This window comes from Natronorubrum amylolyticum, assembly GCF_052040145.1.
In the GTDB taxonomy this organism is placed as follows: domain Archaea; phylum Halobacteriota; class Halobacteria; order Halobacteriales; family Natrialbaceae; genus Natronorubrum.
In genome coordinates, this window is record NZ_JBPPFW010000005.1 from 314957 (window position 1) to 331450 (window position 16494).

Sequence of the window (16494 nt, forward strand, 5' to 3'; positions counted from 1 at the left end):
CTCGGAACTCGATTTTTAGGTCTCGATCTCGAAGCGAGCACCGCCGCGCTTGCTCTGTCCGACGCGAAGCGTCCAGCCGTGGGCGTCGATGATCGTCTGGACGATCGACAGCCCCAGCCCGGTCCCGTCGTCCTTCGTCGAGTATCCCTGCTCGAGCACCGCGGCCTCCATTCCAGCGGGAATCCCCGGGCCGTCGTCTGCGACGTAGAACCCGGTTCCATCCTCGAGTGCGCCGACCTCGATCGTGACGGTCTCGCTGTCGTGCTCGTCGTCAGCCTGCGGCCGACTGCTCGTTGCGTCGCATTCTTCACTACCGTGCTGAGCCTGCGAAGCAGAGCTTGTGGAGCTGTGCTCCACAGCGTTCCGAAAGAGGTTCTCGAACACGCTGTGCAGGTAGGCGTCGTCGGCGGAGAGCGTCAACTCGTCGGCGAGCGTGAGCGATGCCCCGGTGGTGTCGACGTGGTCCCAGGCGGAGCACGCGACTGCCGTCAGCTGACACGGTTCGCGCTCGACGCTCTTTCCGTGGAGCCTCGCGAGACCCAGGAGATCGTCGAGGATCGCCTCCATCCGCTCGAGGCGGTCGCGCACCGCTTCGAAGTCCTCGTCGTCACCCGTCTCCTGGGCGAACTCGAGATAGCTCGAGGCGATGCCAAGCGGACTTCGCAGGTCGTGGCTGACGAAGCGCGTAAACTGATCGAGCTGTCGATTCGTTCGCTCGAGCGCCAGTTCCTTGCGCCGGCCGTCGGTCACGTCGCGGATGGCGACGACGTCGCCGACGTACTCCTCGGGACGGCCCATCAGCCGGGCGGACAGCGTTCTCGGGTCGGTGTAGACGGGTGAGAGACGCAGATCGTAGTGTCTCGTCTCGCCGGTCCGTTCGACGGTACACTCCGTCGTCGTTTCGACGCCCGCTCCGACGTGATCTCGGAGTATCGGGAAGGTGTCGAAGGCGGCGTCACCCGGACGGCCGACGACGTCGGAATCAACCTCGAGGATGTCCTGTGCGGTCCGATTGAGTTCGATGATCCGACCCTGGGTGTCGAGCGCGATCACACCGTCGCTCATGCTGTCGACGAGCGTCTGGCGAGCGACGGGCGCGACTTCCAGGAAGTCGGCGTAGAACAGCGCCCACAGGAAGACGCCGCCGACGACCGGTCCGGCGATCGAGAACGCGCTCGAGCCGCCGGGAGCGAGGTCGGTGATGTAGGCGACCGTCGTGAGCACGAACAGGCCCATCGCCCAGGCCATCGCGAGGGCCTGCCGGCGATAGATCCCTCGAGAGCGCCGGTACTCGTCGAGAACGAGTGCGAGTCCCGTTACGATCGCGAGGGTCGCAAGTAGCGCGTGGACGTAGAACAGCGGTCCCGGTTCGACGACCTCGAGCGTCGCGTAAAACAGTCCGTGTTGCGGGTTGGTCCACTGGACGAGCTGATCGAGCAGGGGGACAGCGACCAGTAGCGGTGCCATCGGCGGCAGCCACGCTAGTTCGCGACTCGAGTACTCGACGGCGATGTAGAGCCAGGCGACGACGAGCAGGTCGATGAAGACGTAGCCGAGGATCGTCCCCCAGTAGACCCAGCCGATGCCGAGCGCGACGAACGCGAGATCGGGAACGATCGCCCAGCCCGCGCTGGCGAGGCTGAACACGACGAGGGGGAGCCCGGCGGGTTGCTCGCGGTGGCGCCACGCCACGACCGCGATCGCACTGAACAGGACGACGCCGACGACGTTCAGCCAGAGGTACGGTTCGAAACCCTGAATCATGCGTTCGCTCGGTAGCCCCGCTCGCCCGACGAGACGTCGGTTCGGTTCGCTCCCAACGGAGCGTCTATCGCCACCGTTCCCGACACGAGGCTGTGCGAGTTACTACCACTCATCAAATACGCGGTGTATAACCGTACCGGTCTCTGGAGCGAGTAGGCGAGGGTTTTCACCCCGAAACCGACTGCTTGCCAAACGGCTATCCGTGACGCCCGGGTAGCCCGCTCACATGAGCGACACGAGCGCAGTGCTGTTCGATATGGACGGCGTCCTCGTCGACAGCGAGGACTACTGGGTCGAGTTCGAACGCGAGGAGCTCTTTCCCGACGCCGTCCCCGACGACGACGTCGACCTCGCCGAGACTAGCGGGATGAACTTCCGCGAGATCTACGACTACCTCGAGAACGAGTACGAAACCGCCATCAGCCGCGAGGAGTGGATCGACCGGTTCAACGCCGCGGCCGAGGAGATCTACACCGAGCGCGTCGACCTCCTCGACGGCCTCGACGACCTGCTCGACCGACTGGACGAACAGGACGTCCCCACCGCGGTCGTTTCCTCCTCGCCCCACGACTGGATCGGGATGGTCACGGAGCGCTTCGACCTCGAGAGCGAGTTCGACCGCGTGATCAGCGCCGACGACATCGACGCGGCAAGCAAGCCGGAACCCGACGTCTTCGAGCACGCGGCCGACGAGATCGGCGTTCCCGCCGAGGAATGCGTCGTCGTCGAGGATTCGGAGAACGGGATCGAGGCGGCGGCTCGAGCCGACACCGTCGTCGTCGCCTACCGGATCGACGCCCACGGCGACATCGATTACTCGCTGGCGGACGAGGTCGTCGATTCAGCCGACGGGGTTCGGGAGGCGGTGCTCGAGCTGGCCGTGTGAGATAACTGTAACGCAGCGGTCCGGGACCGAACACCGTCCGCTCGGCGCACTCATACGGTCCGCTGTAACGATTTACCGGTGAACCGCAGGACGGTCACGGTTGCACCGGAAATGACTTACAGCAGACGTATCAGACGACGTCGACGGTCCGCCGTTCTCGGATCGGGAGCAGCGGCTCTTCGGGAAAGACGATACTGACGGTGTACTCGAGTTCCTCGGCGTCGGCCCCGAAGACGCCGACGGGAACCGTGTCCTCGTCACGAAGGTAGCTGCTCGTGCTGGTCATTTCGACCCCGTTGACGGTCACCCGAATGCCCGCCCGCGCGGGCTCGCCGACGTTGCGGATCGTCACCTCACAAACTTCGTTCTCGCCCGTCGCGACGGTCTCGGGGAACTCGCCCCAGTCGATTTCGATGGCGGGGAGCGACTGAGCGCCCTCGTAGACGCGCTCGGCGACGCCCTCCGAGAGGTCGGCCGAAATCAGTCCGTCGAGTCCCGCGTCCACGATATCGCCAGGCGTCGACAGCCCCTCGCTCGACAGCTTGCTCGCCCGTCCCGGCCCGACGCCATCGATGGCGGTCAGGCCGACCGCGTCCTCGGCGACGCCGTTCTCGATCCGGGCCTCGACCCGGCGGGCGAGGTTGGCTTCGTGGGGCCCCGCGAGACGGTCGAGAAACGCCCCCAGCGCGGAGATCAGTCGCGTCGCGTTGCGACGGATCACCCACGCGTCGCTCGAGAGCTCCGTCGGCGTCGAGCCGTCCGCGGCACCACGAAGGATCGCGAGAACCTTCCGCTGACCCGCCTCGAGATCGTCCGTCTCCCGGCCGACGAGCACCGCGTTGATCGCGTCGCGTTCGGACTGGCGGGCCGAGACCGAGTCGAACTCCTCGGCGGTCGCAACCGCCTCGAGGATGTCGTCAGCCGCGAGCGTCTCGCCGTCCTCACCGGCGCGGTCGCACAGCTCCGCGAACGTGACGGCCGTCGCGAGGCGCAGGTAGTACTTCGAGGCCAACACGCCCCGCGGCGTCGCCTCGATCGAGAGGGTCTCGGGGTCCATCTCCACGAAGCCGCGCCCGACCAGCTGCTCGAGGCAGTCCCGGACGCGCTGGCGGAGGTTCGGGAAGTCGTACTCCTCGGGCTTCGACTGGCCGCGAACGTAGTAGAAGGTCGTCTCGAGCCAGTCCATCACGTCCTCGAGATCGGTGATCGTCCCCATCGCGATCTCGGCGTTGAGGTGGGTCTCCAAGGTCTCCGCGAGGCGGGATTCGATCTCCTTGCCGTCGCGAAGCAGCCGTCGGTACTTGTCCGCGTCCGAGCCGTCGCAGACGACCCAGCCGTAGCCGATATCGTCGTAGCCCGGTCGGCCCGCGCGGCCGAGCATCTGGAGCACGTCGAGGGGACTCATGTCGACCTCGCCCTCGAGGGGGTCGTGGATCTTCGTGTCCCGGATCACGACGCAGCGCGCGGGGAGGTTGACGCCCCACGCGAGCGTCGAGGTCGAAAAGAGGAGTTCGATGTGGCCCTCCTTGAACCACTCCTCGACGAGGTCGCGGTCGTTCTTCGAGAGGCCGGCGTGGTGGAACGCGACGCCGTCGAGCACGGAGTGATAGAGCGTGTCGTTGTCCAGTCGCTCCTTCAAATCGGTGTGGAACTCGTACTCGCCGCGAACGCCCATCGGAACGTCGCGCTCGGCGATCTCGTCTCGGGCCTTCTTGGCCGCCTGGACGGTGTCCTGCCGGGAGGAGACGAAGACGAGCGACTGGCCGTCCTCTCGGAGGTGTGGCTCCGCGAGGTCGATCGCCCGGTAGAGGCGACGGTACTTGTCCGCGAAGGCGTTGTCGCCGTGTGTGTAGGTTTTGACCCCCGCGTTCAACTCGACGGGGCGGTACTCGTCGCCGAACTCGAACGTGGTCTCGTCGGGCGCGTCGAGCCACGCGGCCACGTCGTCGACGTTCGGCATCGTCGCCGAGAGCGCGACCACGCGCGGGTCACAGAGCCGTCGGAGTCGAGAGATCGTGACCTCGAGCACCGAGCCGCGTCGATCGGCGTCGAGCAGGTGAACCTCGTCGATGACGCAGACGTCGATATCGGTGACGAAGTCGTAGCGTCGGGAGTCGTGTTTGCGGGTCGCCGAGTCGAGTTTCTCGGGCGTCATCACGAGGATGTCCGCGCGTCGCGCTCGTCGGGGATTCAGATCCCGCTCGCCGGTGACGACGTACACCGAGTAATCCAGCTCCTCGAAGCGGTCCCAATCGTCTTCTTTCTCGTTCGTCAGCGCTCGTAACGGGGCGATAAACAGTGCGGTCCCGCCGTCGGCGAGCGCCTTACAGATCGCCAGCTCCGCGAGCGCGGTCTTGCCCGAAGCCGTCGGCGCGCTCGCGACCACGTTTTCGTCGGACTCGAGCAGCCCTGGCAGTGCCTCGCGTTGCATCCGGTTGAACTCCTCGAAGGCAAAAGCGTCCGCGAATTCGGGAAGAACCTCGGCGACCTCCATCACCCTCACACGGGGAGTGACGGGTCAAAGGCGTTTCCTTCGAGGCGCGTTTCGGCGGGGTGAGGGAGAAACGGGCGACTCGAGTTTTCGCTTACCGCGAGCCGAAAACGGCCACGAGCACGGCCCCCGCGGTGGCGAACACGAGCGGGTAGAGGATGCCGCCGAGCACGATCGCGGGCAGGAGCTCCGGTGCGACCGAGCCGCTCGCTTCGATGCCGAAGAACGACCCCTCGGAACTGGATTCAGCGACGAGTGCGCCGAGACCAACCACGACGGCGTAGCCGATGGTCACCGGCGTGCCGACGGTGACGGCCTCGCCGATATCGGCGACGTTCCACTGTCGGGCGAGCATGGCTCCCATCCCGAGTAAGACGAGCGGCGGGACGACGTACAGCAGCGTCGCGCTCGTCGAGCCCGATTCGGCGATGAAGTCGACGGTGCTCGAGCCGCTGAACCCGCCGAACGAACCCGTCGTCTCGACGTCGACCAGGTGGGCGTTGTAGAAGTACCAGGCGACGCCCTTCCAGTCGGCGACGTCGCCGCCGAAGGCGTCGCGGACCTCGTCGACGATCAGCACGTAGCTCACGAGGTAGCCGATCGCGGCGGCCAGGACCCCGAGTCCCGCACTCGCCGCGACGCTCGAACCGCGCGATACCGCGCCGTCGTTGGCCGTCGACAGTTGTGACGCCATTGTGTCGACCCCGGAAGGGGGTTGAACTAATGGGCTTTGTGGTTCGACTCGAGAACTACGGGAACGTTGTCACTACGGAACGTGACTGAACGCGACGGAGAGCGCCGACGAGGGAGGTTAGACGGCCGACTCGTCGGTCGACGTCGCCTCGAGTTGGTCGCTCAATAGACTCGAGGCCCGCTCGGGGCTGGGGACTCGTTCGAAGGTGAGTTCGGGGTCGCCCGAGCCCGCGGTGAAGACGGTCAGGTCGCCGTAGCCGAGCGCGCGGCCGACCACGCCCTGGCTGAGGCTGGTGTTCTGGACGCGGTCGAGACGAAACTGGGTGACGTCCCGCGAGACGACGCCGTACTTCTTGTACAGCTCGGAGGTCGTGATCACGTAGCGGGTGTTCGTCCAGACGAGGTAGCGCGCGAACGCCAGCCCCGCGCCGCCGAGGGCGACGAGAACGCCCACGATCGTCAGGAGTCCGACGCCGTCGCCCGCGGTCCAGCCGGCCAGAACGAGACCGAGTAGCGCGACGACGACCCCGACCGGGAGCCCCGCGCCCATCGTGATCGGGTGTGGACGGCTCTCCCAGACGACGTCGTCGTCGTCGCTGATGTGGAACCAGTCGGGAGTCGTGCTGAAGGCCATCGCTCGAGGGTATTCCGTTCGCTCGGATAACGCTATCGGGGGTACGAGGGCCCTACTCTCACGTAACCCGGACATACGCGACACTCGAACGGTCTGCGCAATCTCGAGGTCGCGCGGCGGGGGATGTCAACCCCCGGAACCACCACGGTTTTTCACCGAGGGCCCCTTCGTACGGGTATGAGCAGCGCACGCAAGCCCGACTGGTTGAAGATGCGGCCGCCGTCGGGCCGGGAGTTCGCGGGCATCCGAGAGACGCTGCGCGAGCGCAACCTCCACACCGTCTGCGAGGAGGCCAACTGTCCGAATCTGGGCGAGTGTTGGTCCGGCGGAGCGGGAACCGGGGAGAGTGCGGGCGGGACGGCCACGTTCATGCTGATGGGGGATCGGTGCTCTCGAGCCTGCAACTTCTGTGACGTCCAGACGGGCGGGATGGAGCCGCTCGATCCCGACGAACCCGCAAACGTCGCCGACGCCATAGCCGAGATTGGGCTGGACTACGTCGTCCTGACGAGCGTCGACCGGGACGACCTGCCGGATCAGGGCGCGGGCCACTTCGCGGAGACGATCCGCGAGATCAAGGATCGACATCCCGGGATCCTCGTCGAGGTCCTGATTCCCGACTTTCAGGGCGAGGAACGGCTCGTCCGGAAGATCATCGACGCCGATCCGGACGTGATCGCCCACAACGTCGAGACCGTCGAACGCCTGCAGTTTCCCGTTCGGGACCGACGAGCGGGCTACGAGCAGAGTCTGGGCGTGCTCGAGCAGGTCGACCGCGAATCCGACATATACACCAAAACCTCCGTCATGCTGGGCCACGGCGAGTACGATCACGAGGTCTACCAGACGATGGCGGATCTTCGCGAACGCGGCGTCGACATCGTCACGCTCGGGCAGTATCTCCGTCCGTCGACGGATCACCTCGAGGTGCGACGCTACGACCACCCGGACAAGTACGAGACGTGGCGTCGCGTCGCCGAGGACGAGTTGGGATTCCTCTACTGCGCGAGCGGTCCGATGGTGCGCTCGTCGTACAAGGCCGGCGAACTGTTCGTCGACGCCGTGCTTCGGGAGGGAAAGAGCGTCGAGGAGGCGAGAGCCGACGCACGCGATTCGAACGTGCAATAACTCGAGCCAACGGGATCCTGAACGACAGAGGGCGCCTCGTGCCACCACCGATGGTTCTTGTCAACCCACCACCCGATACTAACCTCCTGTTTGTCCAGTATTTACTCTCCTCTCGAGCCAAAATTAGACGAATGAATTATAATATCCACACATGAACAACTCCGTTCGGATTTGGCGGGGAGCGGACGGTATTTCTGTGCGTGGTTGGCAAGAATCTCTCTCATAGTAAACTTTTTTGGGAAACTCCTTTATCCCGAGCGATAGTTCCCTAGACTATGTACAGGTGGGTCTTTCCGTGAGTACGTTACAGCGAAACCCCCGAGACCGAGTGCAGATACTCGACGAGGGCGGTCGGGTCCTCGAGGGCGCCGAGGTGCCCGACCTGAGCGCCGAGGAACTCGTCGAGATGTATCGGCAGATGCGCCTGATTCGTCACTTCGACGAGCGGGCGGTGAGCCTCCAGCGCCAGGGGCGGATGGGAACGTATCCGCCGCTGTCGGGACAGGAGGGCGCACAGATCGGCAGCGCCTACGCGCTCGCAGAAGACGACTGGGTGTTCCCCAGCTACCGCGAGCACGGCACCGCGCTGGTTCGCGGCATGAGCCTGAAACGCACGCTGCTCTACTGGATGGGTCACGAGCAGGGCAACCAGATCCCTGCAGACGCCAACATCTTCACCGTCGCCGTGCCCATCGCGACCCAGATCCCTCACGCGACGGGGGCCGCCTGGGCCTCGAAGCTCAAAGGCGAGGAGAAGGCCTTCCTCTGTTACTTCGGCGATGGCGCGACGAGCGAGGGTGATTTCCACGAAGGGCTCAACTTCGCCGGCGTCTTCGACACGCCGAACGTCTTCTTCTGTAACAACAACCAGTGGGCGATCTCGGTTCCTCGAGAGCGCCAGACGGCCAGCGCCACCTTAGCGCAGAAGGCCGAAGCCTACGGCTTCGAAGGGGTCCAGGTCGACGGGATGGATCCGCTGGCGGTCTACAAGGTCACCCGCGACGCCGTCGAGAAGGCCAAAAATCCGGGCGAGGGCGAACTTCGACCGACGCTCATCGAGGCGGTCCAGTACCGCTTCGGCGCCCACACGACGGCCGACGACCCGTCCGTCTACCGCGACGACGACGAGGTCGAACGCTGGAAGCAGAAGGATCCGATCCCGCGCCTCGAGAGCTACCTCCGGAACGAGGGGATCCTCGACGACGACCGCGTCGAGGAGATCGACTCGCAGATTCAAACGGACGTGGCCGACGCCATCGACGCCGCGGAGGCCGTCGAACGCCCGGATCCCGAGGAGATCTTCGCACACGTTTACGAGGGGATGCCCAAGCGTTTACAGCGACAACTCGAGTACTTCGAATCGATTCGCGAGCGACACGGCGACGATGCGCTCTTAGAGTGATACCATGGCTGCAGAGACAGATACACACGCACACGCAGACGCGGACGGAGAATCGGAGAGCCTCACGCTCGTACAGGCGGTTCGTGACGGCTTGCACACCGAGATGGAACGCGACGACGACGTCGTCGTCATGGGCGAGGACGTCGGGAAGAACGGCGGCGTCTTCCGCGCGACGGAGGGGCTGTACGACGAGTTCGGCGAGAATCGAGTGATCGACACCCCGCTGGCGGAGTCGGGCATCGTCGGCACGGCCATCGGTATGGCTGCCTACGGGATGCGCCCGGTCCCCGAGATGCAGTTCCTCGGGTTCATCTACCCCGCGTTCGATCAGATCGTTTCTCACGCCGCGCGCTTGCGGACGCGCTCGCGCGGACGATACACGTGCCCGATGGTCACGGCGGATTTCAAGATAGGGTCGCCCGTGTGGATCTCCGAGCGCCCTACGGCGGCGGCATCCGAGCCCCCGAACACCACTCCGAGTCGACGGAGGCGATGTTCGTCCACCAGCCCGGACTGAAGGTCGTCATCCCGTCGACGCCGTACGACACCAAGGGGCTGCTCATCAGCGCGATTCGCGACCCGGATCCCGTGCTCTTCCTCGAGCCGAAACTCATCTACCGGGCGTTCCGCGGAGATGTTCCCACGGAGTCCTACGAAGTGCCCCTCGGCGAGGCGGCCGTCCGCCGCGAGGGCAGCGACATCTCGGTCTACACGTGGGGGGCGATGACCCGACCGACCATCGAGGCCGCCGAGAACCTCGCCGAGGAGGGGATCGACGCCGAGGTGGTCGACCTCCGGACGCTCTCGCCGCTCGACGAGGAGACCATCGTCGAGTCCTTCAAGAAGACCGGCCGCGCGGCGGTCGTCCACGAGGCCCCGAAAACGGGCGGACTCGGCGCCGAGATCACGGCGACCCTCCAGGAGGAAGCGCTCCTCTATCAGGAGGCCCCGGTCGAGCGGATTACGGGCTTCGACACGCCGTTCCCGCTGTACGCACTTGAGGACTACTACCTGCCGGAACCGGCACGAATCGAGGACGGCATCCGTAACGCAATGGGGTTCTAAGATGGTCAGAGAGTTCGAACTGCCGGACGTCGGCGAAGGGGTCGCAGAGGGCGAACTGGTCTCGTGGCTGGTCGAGGAGGGCGACGAGGTGAGCGAGGATCAGCCGGTCGCGGAGGTCGAGACCGACAAGGCCCTCGTGGAGGTGCCGTCGCCGGTCGACGGCACGGTTCGCGAGTTACACGTCGAGGCGGGCAAGGTCGTCCCGGTCGGGACGGTGATCATCTCGTTCAACGTGGAAGGTGAAGAGAGCGAGGCGCCACGCGCCTCGGAAGCGAGCGGTGAAACCGCGAGCAAGGATGAAGAGCCGACGGAATCGGCACAAGAACAGGCGAGCGAGCCTGCAGGTGTCGATTCACCCGACCACGCACAGGTTCAAGCCGACGACGGCGAAGCCGCCGGCAGTTCCGGCGCGCTCGGTGCCGAGACCGACGAGGTCGCGACGCCGCAGGACCGCGTCTTTGCGCCCCCGCGCGTGAGAAAAATGGCCCGCGAGGAGGGGATCGACCTCACGCGGGTTCGCGGCAGCGGTCCCGGCGGTCGGATCACCGCTGCGGACGTCCAGGCCGCCGCTGGTGGCGGTCCTACAGGCGGCGGACAGGCACAGACGCAGGAATCCGGTGGAACGACCGCGACCGCGGACGAATCGGCCGCGGCGGACGACGGCGACTCGAGCGACGCGGGAACTGAGGAAGGGACAGCGGACGCGGCCTCGAGTCAGGCCCAAGCGCAGACGGCAAGCGAGCCGCCAGCGAATATCGAATCCGCCGATCGCGAGAAGACACTTGCTGCGCCCGCAACCCGACGGATCGCCGAGGAGGCGGGCGTCGACATCGACGCCGTTCCGACGGACGAGGAACGCGACGGCGAGGCGTTCGTGACGCCCGAGGCGGTTCGGGAGTACGCCGACGCCCAACAGCGGGCCCAGGAGGCCGACCGAGCGGCGGTCGAGGCCGGCGAGCCGGTCGGAACGAAAGGGACCGACTTCGCCGAGGGCGAACGCGAGCGCCGCGAACCGTTCAAGGGCGTCCGCAAGACGATCGCCGACGCCATGGTCGAGTCGAAGTACAGCGCGCCTCACGTCACCCACCACGACGAGGTCGACGTGACGGACCTGGTCGAAGCCCGCGAGCAGCTCAAGCCTCGCGCAGAGGATCGCGGCATTCGGCTGACCTACATGCCGTTCGTCATGAAAGCGGTCGTGGCAGCGCTTCAGGAGTACCCCGAGATGAACGCGGTCATCGACGAGGAAAACGAGGAGATCGTCTACCGCGACTACTACAACATCGGGATCGCCACGGCGACCGACGTCGGCCTGATGGTGCCGGTCGTCGACGACGCCGATCGGAAGGGGCTCTTACAGCTCTCCTCGGAGATGAACGAAGTCGTCCAGAAGGCCCGCGAACGGACGATCAGCCCCGACGAACTGCGCGGCTCGACGTTCACGATCACCAACGTCGGCGGCATCGGCGGCGAGTACGCGACGCCGATCCTCAACTACCCCGAGGCGGGCATTCTCGCGCTCGGCGAGATCAAACGCAAACCGCGCGTCGTCGTCGACGAAACCGGCGCGGAGTCGATCGAACCGCGATCCGTGCTGACGCTGTCGCTGTCGTTCGATCACCGACTGATCGACGGCGCGGTCGGCGCCCAGTTTACGAACACGGTGATGGAGTACCTCGAGAACCCACACCTACTATTGCTCGAGTGAGCGTAGAGTCTCCTACCAGCAACCACCACGATTCACTATGTACACAGTAACACCACACACGAGGGAGGGACCGAACTGATGGTCGTCGGAGACGTCACCACCGGGACGGACGTGCTGATTATCGGCGCCGGTCCGGCCGGCTACGTGGCCGCGATCCGGGCCGGACAGCTCGATCTGGACGTTACGCTCGTCGAGAAGGAAGCCTACGGAGGTACCTGTCTGAACCACGGTTGTATCCCGTCGAAGGCACTGATCACGGCGACCGACGTCGCCCACGACGCCGCTACGGCCGAGGAGATGGGGATTCACGCCAACCCCGCGATCGACCTCTCGGGGATGGTCGCGTGGAAAGACGGCGTCGTCGACCAGCTCACCAGCGGCGTCGAGAAACTCTGCAAGGCGAACCAGGTCAACCTGCTCGAGGGAACCGCCACCTTCGTCGACGAAAACACCGTCCGCGTCTCTCACGGCGGTGAGGGACAGGGATCGGAGACGCTCGAGTTCGAACACGCGATCGTCGCGACCGGCTCGCGTCCCATCTCGATTCCGGACTTCTCGTTCGACGACGAGCCGGTCTTGAACTCGCGACAGGCGCTCGCGTTGGACTCCATCCCAGACTCGATGGTCGTCGTGGGCGCGGGCTACATCGGCATGGAACTGGCCAGCGTCTTCGCGAAACTGGGGACCGACGTAACGGTGATCGAGATGCTCGACTCGATCCTGCCGGGCTACGACGACGACGTCAAACGACCCGTCAAACAGCGCGCGAAGGAGCTGGGGATCGAGTTCGAGTTCGGCTACACCGCCACAGAGTGGTACGAACCGGACGGGGGCATTCGCGTCATCGCCGACCCCGTCGAGGACGCTGCGACGGATGGTGGGAGCGCCGAAGCCGCAGCAGAAGAACGCCTCGAACTCGACGTCGAGAACGTGCTCGTGGCCGTCGGCCGCAGCCCCGTCTCCGACACGCTCGACCTCGAGGCGGCCGGCGTCGAGACCGACGAGCGCGGCTTCATCGACACCGATTCGCGCGCCCGCACGAACGTCGATCACATCTTCGCCGTGGGCGACGTCGCGGGCGAGCCGATGCTCGCCCACAAGGGGAGCATGGAGGGACAGATCGCCGCCGAGGTGATCGCCGGCGAGCCGTCGGCGATCGACTACCAGGCGATGCCGGCGGTCGTCTTCACCGACCCCGAGATCGCCACCGTCGGAATGACCGAGACCGAGGCCGAGGAGACCGGCTTCGAGACGGTCGTCGGCCAGTTCCCGTTTCGGGCCAGTGGTCGTGCGCTGACGACCGGCGAGTCCGACGGCTTCGTCAAAATCGTCGCCGAGGAGGACGAAGGGTACGTCCTCGGTGCGTCGATCGTCGGTCCCGAGGCCTCCGAACTGATCGCCGAACTCGGACTCGCGATCGAGTTGGGTGCGACCCTCGAGGACGTTGCCTCGACGGTTCACGCCCATCCGACGCTCTCCGAATCGGTGATGGAGGCCGCCGAGAACGCGCTCGGGCACGCGATTCACACGCTGAACCGATAGCGGACGAGTTACCGCGTACCGAGTCAACGAATCTCCCGTTTTTGGCCCGAACAGGGTCTCACCGGCCGAAAGTCGTCGACTGAGTTCCCGCCCGGCGGGAACTACCTTTACCACCCTTCATCCGTCGGCCCTTCTCTTCAGCTGTGACCATGACAGCTACCACCCCCCGCCGCATTCGACGGCGAACCATCCTCTCGGTCGCCGGCACGGGCGCACTCGGTGCGCTCGCCGGCTGTACGGGTCTGCTCTCGAGCGACGATGGCGACGGCGAAGACGACGAAGACGACTCGGACGGCGACGACGGTCCGCTGACCGACTACGAGTACACCGACCCACCACAGGTCGTCGATTTCGCCGAACAGGGCAACGAGGCAACGCTGCGAACCGTCCCCGCCCGCCACCAGCTCGTTACCGAGGCGGCCAGCGGCGGTCCCGTCGAACTCCCCGAAGTGTGGGCCTGGCAGGCGGACGATCTCGCGCCGTCGGTTCCCGGCCCCGTCTTCCGCATGAACGAGGGCGAGACGGTCGAACTCACGTACGACAACAGCGAACACAACCGGCCCCACACCGTTCACGTCCACGCCGTCGGCAAGACTTGGGCCGACGACGGTGCCCCGGTCACTACCCGTACTCGCGTCAAAGGTGGCGAGAGTCACACCTACACGCTCGAGGGTACCGCTCCGGGCACTCACGTCTATCACTGCCACTACCAGACGCACAACCACCTCGATATGGGCATGTACGGGATCTTCCGAGTCGATCCCGAGGACTACGAACCGCCGGATCGGGAGTACTTCTTCACGCTGCGCGACTGGGACAGCCGGCTCCACGAGCGAGAAGCCGGCGGTGACGCCGACTACAGTCCGGTCGATCGCTCTCCGGACACCTACACGATCAACGGTCGGAGCGCCCCGACGACGTTCCACCCGGAGCTGGGGACGCCGCTGATCGTCTCCGAGGGTGACACCGTGCATCTCAACATCGCGAACAACGGTTACGAGTCACACCCCTTCCACACGCACGGCCACCGGTTCACCGTCATCGAGAAGGACGGCTCGCCGATCCCCGAATCGGCCCAGCACGAGGAGGACGTCGTCAACATCGCTCCCGCGGAACGCTACACGCTCGAGTTCGAGGCCACTGCCGACCCGGGTATCTACCCGGCTCACTGCCACAAGGTCCACCACGTCACGAACCAGGGCAGCTACCCCGGCGGCATGGCGACCGCGATCGTCTACGAGGACGCGATGGAGACCGACGAGTTCGGAGAAATCATGGACGACGCCGGCTTCGAGGGCTGAACGGAATTCCCGTTTCCGGCCCGTACAGAACGCCGACTTTTCGGCTCGTATTCGAGGCGACTCACTCGCTTCTGCCGATTTGCCGACGGGAGACAGTTCGGATCGACCCATCGCCTTCGCAATCGCTTCGCAATTCTGATCGGCTGAAAATCACTCACCACTTTTCGAACGGCTACAGCGGTTGCCGGCGGGAATCGACTCGATTTCGGCACGCGGGTATGGAGAGAGGACGCTGATCTTCAGCGACGTGGTGTGTCGAAAACAGGGTGCGGAGTCTACTGCACGTACAGCGAGTACGCGATCACGAGGAAGCCGGCCAGAACGAGCAAACTCTCGAGCAGTATCCCCAAGGCCAACTGGACGTTGAGCAGTTCGTAGAGCATCCCCGCGAGGACGAGTCCGAGCGTCACGAGCCCGAACCCGAGTGCGAGCATTCCGAGCGCGCGCTGTCGTGTCCGCCGATACGCCTTGAACGCGAAGTACGTGATGACGCTTCCGACGACGAGCACCAGCGTCTTGACGACCGCGAGTGCGAGTGCGATTTCGGTCGCGCCGGTGTGATGTGGGCTCATGTCTCCTTTCGCACCTCCGACCACAGTTCGGCCAGCCGTTCGTCCGCCGTCCGGGCCGGTCGCTCGATCTGCACCGCCAGCGACCGATCTTCGTCCAACACGAGGGTAATCTCGTCGAACGCGACCGCGTACTTGCTCGCGTGGTGACCGTCCTGGCGAATCTCGGTCGACTCCTCGAGTAACGTCGAGTCGGTCAACAACTCGAGCTTTCGATACAGCGTCGACTGCGGGATCTCACACCGTTTCGTCAGCTCAGAAGCCGTCATGGGTTCCTCGAGATTCCGGATGATCTCTCGGCAGTCGGGGTCGTCGAGCGCGGAGCAGATCTCCTCCGCTGACGGCGTTGACTCCGAAGCGATCGGGTCCCGGACCATTCGTCTACCTCTTACGACGCACGTGGTTTATTGGCATCGATGCATTCGCTCCTCGAACCCCGTTACGTCCGAACTCGTTCGGTTATCCGGTGACAGTCGCTCGAATCACGACAGGTTCTTGCGCGTGCACGCTCGAACAGAAATTACGCGGGTCTCATTCGGCCCGACCGCGCCTGCAAGGGCGGAATGACCGGCCGACCTCCGCCCGCGTGATATTCTACTCAGGAGTCGACCGCTCGGACCGACTCGGGCTCGAGCAGCGGCTGCGTATCGTCGTGTAACTGCAGTGATTGACTGGTGGAAAACCGTGCCATGGTAGCGGGTTCCGATGGTCGAATCGTTCGACGGCCTTATATACCAACCCGGCACTCGTTACTAATGCGAACAACGTGGCGCACGACGCCGCGTTCCCTCTGGCCGTTTCCCGGCACGGAGGTAGACACTCCATCCACTCTCGCACGACTGCCGTCGGGTCGATCCGATGGCCTTATCCGTATACGGGCGTTCGAAACGTGATGTGCTCGTGGCCGGCTTCGCCGGTCGCGACGATCCGTTGCCCTTATACGTTGCTGGGCGTTCAGTTCGGATCGCAACCGATCCGCCGGATGCGGTTTTCGGCGATCTGCGATCCGACGCCCTTAAGTGTACGAGGGCATTCGGATGGATTGCAAACGAATATGTGATCGACGGGGCGTTCAACTCGCTCCGTCATCTCGGATCAACAGGGTTCGAAGGGGTTATGTACCCCAGACGACCTAGGAATAGATCCGAAGGAAATGAGGATCCTTCCCCTGCGGTCCGCCGTACAGAAGGGATCTGATGTTAGCCTTGGTAGTTCGGTGACGCTCGACCGGTCGCGGTCTGAGGTCGCCGAACGTGGACCCATTTATGTGTGAGTGTGTACAAGAATTTACATTCACCGCCAAATGAACCC

12 protein-coding genes and 1 pseudogene are annotated in these 16494 nt (G+C 64.9%); 7 read left to right on the forward strand and 6 right to left on the reverse strand.

Going from position 1 to position 16494, the window contains the following annotated elements:
• Nucleotides 1–15 precede the first annotated feature (15 nt).
• On the reverse strand, nucleotides 16–1764 hold the full coding sequence (locus ACSFDB_RS19295) for a histidine kinase N-terminal 7TM domain-containing protein (protein ID WP_440772527.1): 1749 nt from the start codon (nucleotides 1762–1764) through the stop codon (nucleotides 16–18).
• A 226-nt stretch (nucleotides 1765–1990) separates the two neighbouring features.
• Between ACSFDB_RS19295 and ACSFDB_RS19300 the strand changes: the two genes are divergently transcribed.
• Nucleotides 1991–2650: an HAD family hydrolase gene (locus tag ACSFDB_RS19300; protein ID WP_440772528.1), complete on the forward strand. Its 660-nt coding sequence runs from the start codon at nucleotides 1991–1993 to the stop codon at nucleotides 2648–2650.
• Nucleotides 2651–2780: 130 nt separating this feature from the next.
• On the opposite strand, the gene ACSFDB_RS19305 is transcribed toward ACSFDB_RS19300, so the two are convergent.
• The 3 genes from ACSFDB_RS19305 to ACSFDB_RS19315 form a co-directional block, all read right to left on the reverse strand.
• Nucleotides 2781–5144 carry a DEAD/DEAH box helicase gene (locus ACSFDB_RS19305; RefSeq protein WP_440772529.1) on the reverse strand — a complete coding sequence of 788 codons (2364 nt, stop codon included), beginning with the start codon at nucleotides 5142–5144 and terminating at the stop codon, nucleotides 2781–2783.
• Between the two features lie 91 nt (nucleotides 5145–5235).
• Nucleotides 5236–5835: a DUF7978 family protein gene (locus ACSFDB_RS19310; protein ID WP_440772530.1), complete on the reverse strand. Its 600-nt coding sequence runs from the start codon at nucleotides 5833–5835 to the stop codon at nucleotides 5236–5238.
• A gap of 117 nt (nucleotides 5836–5952) precedes the next feature.
• The gene (locus ACSFDB_RS19315) at nucleotides 5953–6468 is read right to left on the reverse strand and encodes a PH domain-containing protein (protein ID WP_090312157.1); all 516 of its coding nucleotides are present in this window, start codon (nucleotides 6466–6468) and stop codon (nucleotides 5953–5955) included.
• Between the two features lie 177 nt (nucleotides 6469–6645).
• On the opposite strand from ACSFDB_RS19315, the gene lipA reads away from it, so the two are divergent.
• From lipA to ACSFDB_RS19345, 6 genes and pseudogenes are all read left to right on the forward strand, one after another.
• Complete coding sequence (lipA, locus tag ACSFDB_RS19320) at nucleotides 6646–7596, forward strand: lipoyl synthase (RefSeq protein WP_440772531.1); 951 nt, start codon at nucleotides 6646–6648, stop codon at nucleotides 7594–7596.
• Nucleotides 7597–7891: 295 nt separating this feature from the next.
• A complete protein-coding gene (gene pdhA, locus ACSFDB_RS19325) occupies nucleotides 7892–8998 on the forward strand; it encodes a pyruvate dehydrogenase (acetyl-transferring) E1 component subunit alpha (RefSeq protein WP_440772532.1) in 1107 nt (368 codons plus the stop codon).
• A gap of 4 nt (nucleotides 8999–9002) precedes the next feature.
• Nucleotides 9003–10063: pseudogene (locus ACSFDB_RS19330) on the forward strand (alpha-ketoacid dehydrogenase subunit beta).
• Between the two features lies 1 nt (nucleotide 10064).
• On the forward strand, nucleotides 10065–11771 hold the full coding sequence (locus tag ACSFDB_RS19335; RefSeq protein WP_440772533.1) for a dihydrolipoamide acetyltransferase family protein: 1707 nt from the start codon (nucleotides 10065–10067) through the stop codon (nucleotides 11769–11771).
• Between the two features lie 78 nt (nucleotides 11772–11849).
• A complete protein-coding gene (lpdA, locus tag ACSFDB_RS19340) occupies nucleotides 11850–13313 on the forward strand; it encodes a dihydrolipoyl dehydrogenase (protein ID WP_440772534.1) in 1464 nt (487 codons plus the stop codon).
• Between the two features lie 149 nt (nucleotides 13314–13462).
• A complete protein-coding gene (locus ACSFDB_RS19345) occupies nucleotides 13463–14614 on the forward strand; it encodes a multicopper oxidase domain-containing protein (protein ID WP_440772535.1) in 1152 nt (383 codons plus the stop codon).
• Between the two features lie 275 nt (nucleotides 14615–14889).
• Here ACSFDB_RS19345 and ACSFDB_RS19350 read toward each other — a convergent pair whose 3' ends face one another.
• Entirely contained in the window at nucleotides 14890–15186 is a 297-nt protein-coding gene (locus ACSFDB_RS19350; protein ID WP_090312164.1) for a DUF7521 family protein, read from the reverse strand.
• The gene (locus ACSFDB_RS19355; RefSeq protein WP_090312165.1) at nucleotides 15183–15560 is read right to left on the reverse strand and encodes a winged helix-turn-helix domain-containing protein; all 378 of its coding nucleotides are present in this window, start codon (nucleotides 15558–15560) and stop codon (nucleotides 15183–15185) included. The genes ACSFDB_RS19350 and ACSFDB_RS19355 overlap by 4 nt, the downstream gene beginning before the upstream one ends.
• Nucleotides 15561–16494 lie beyond the last annotated feature (934 nt).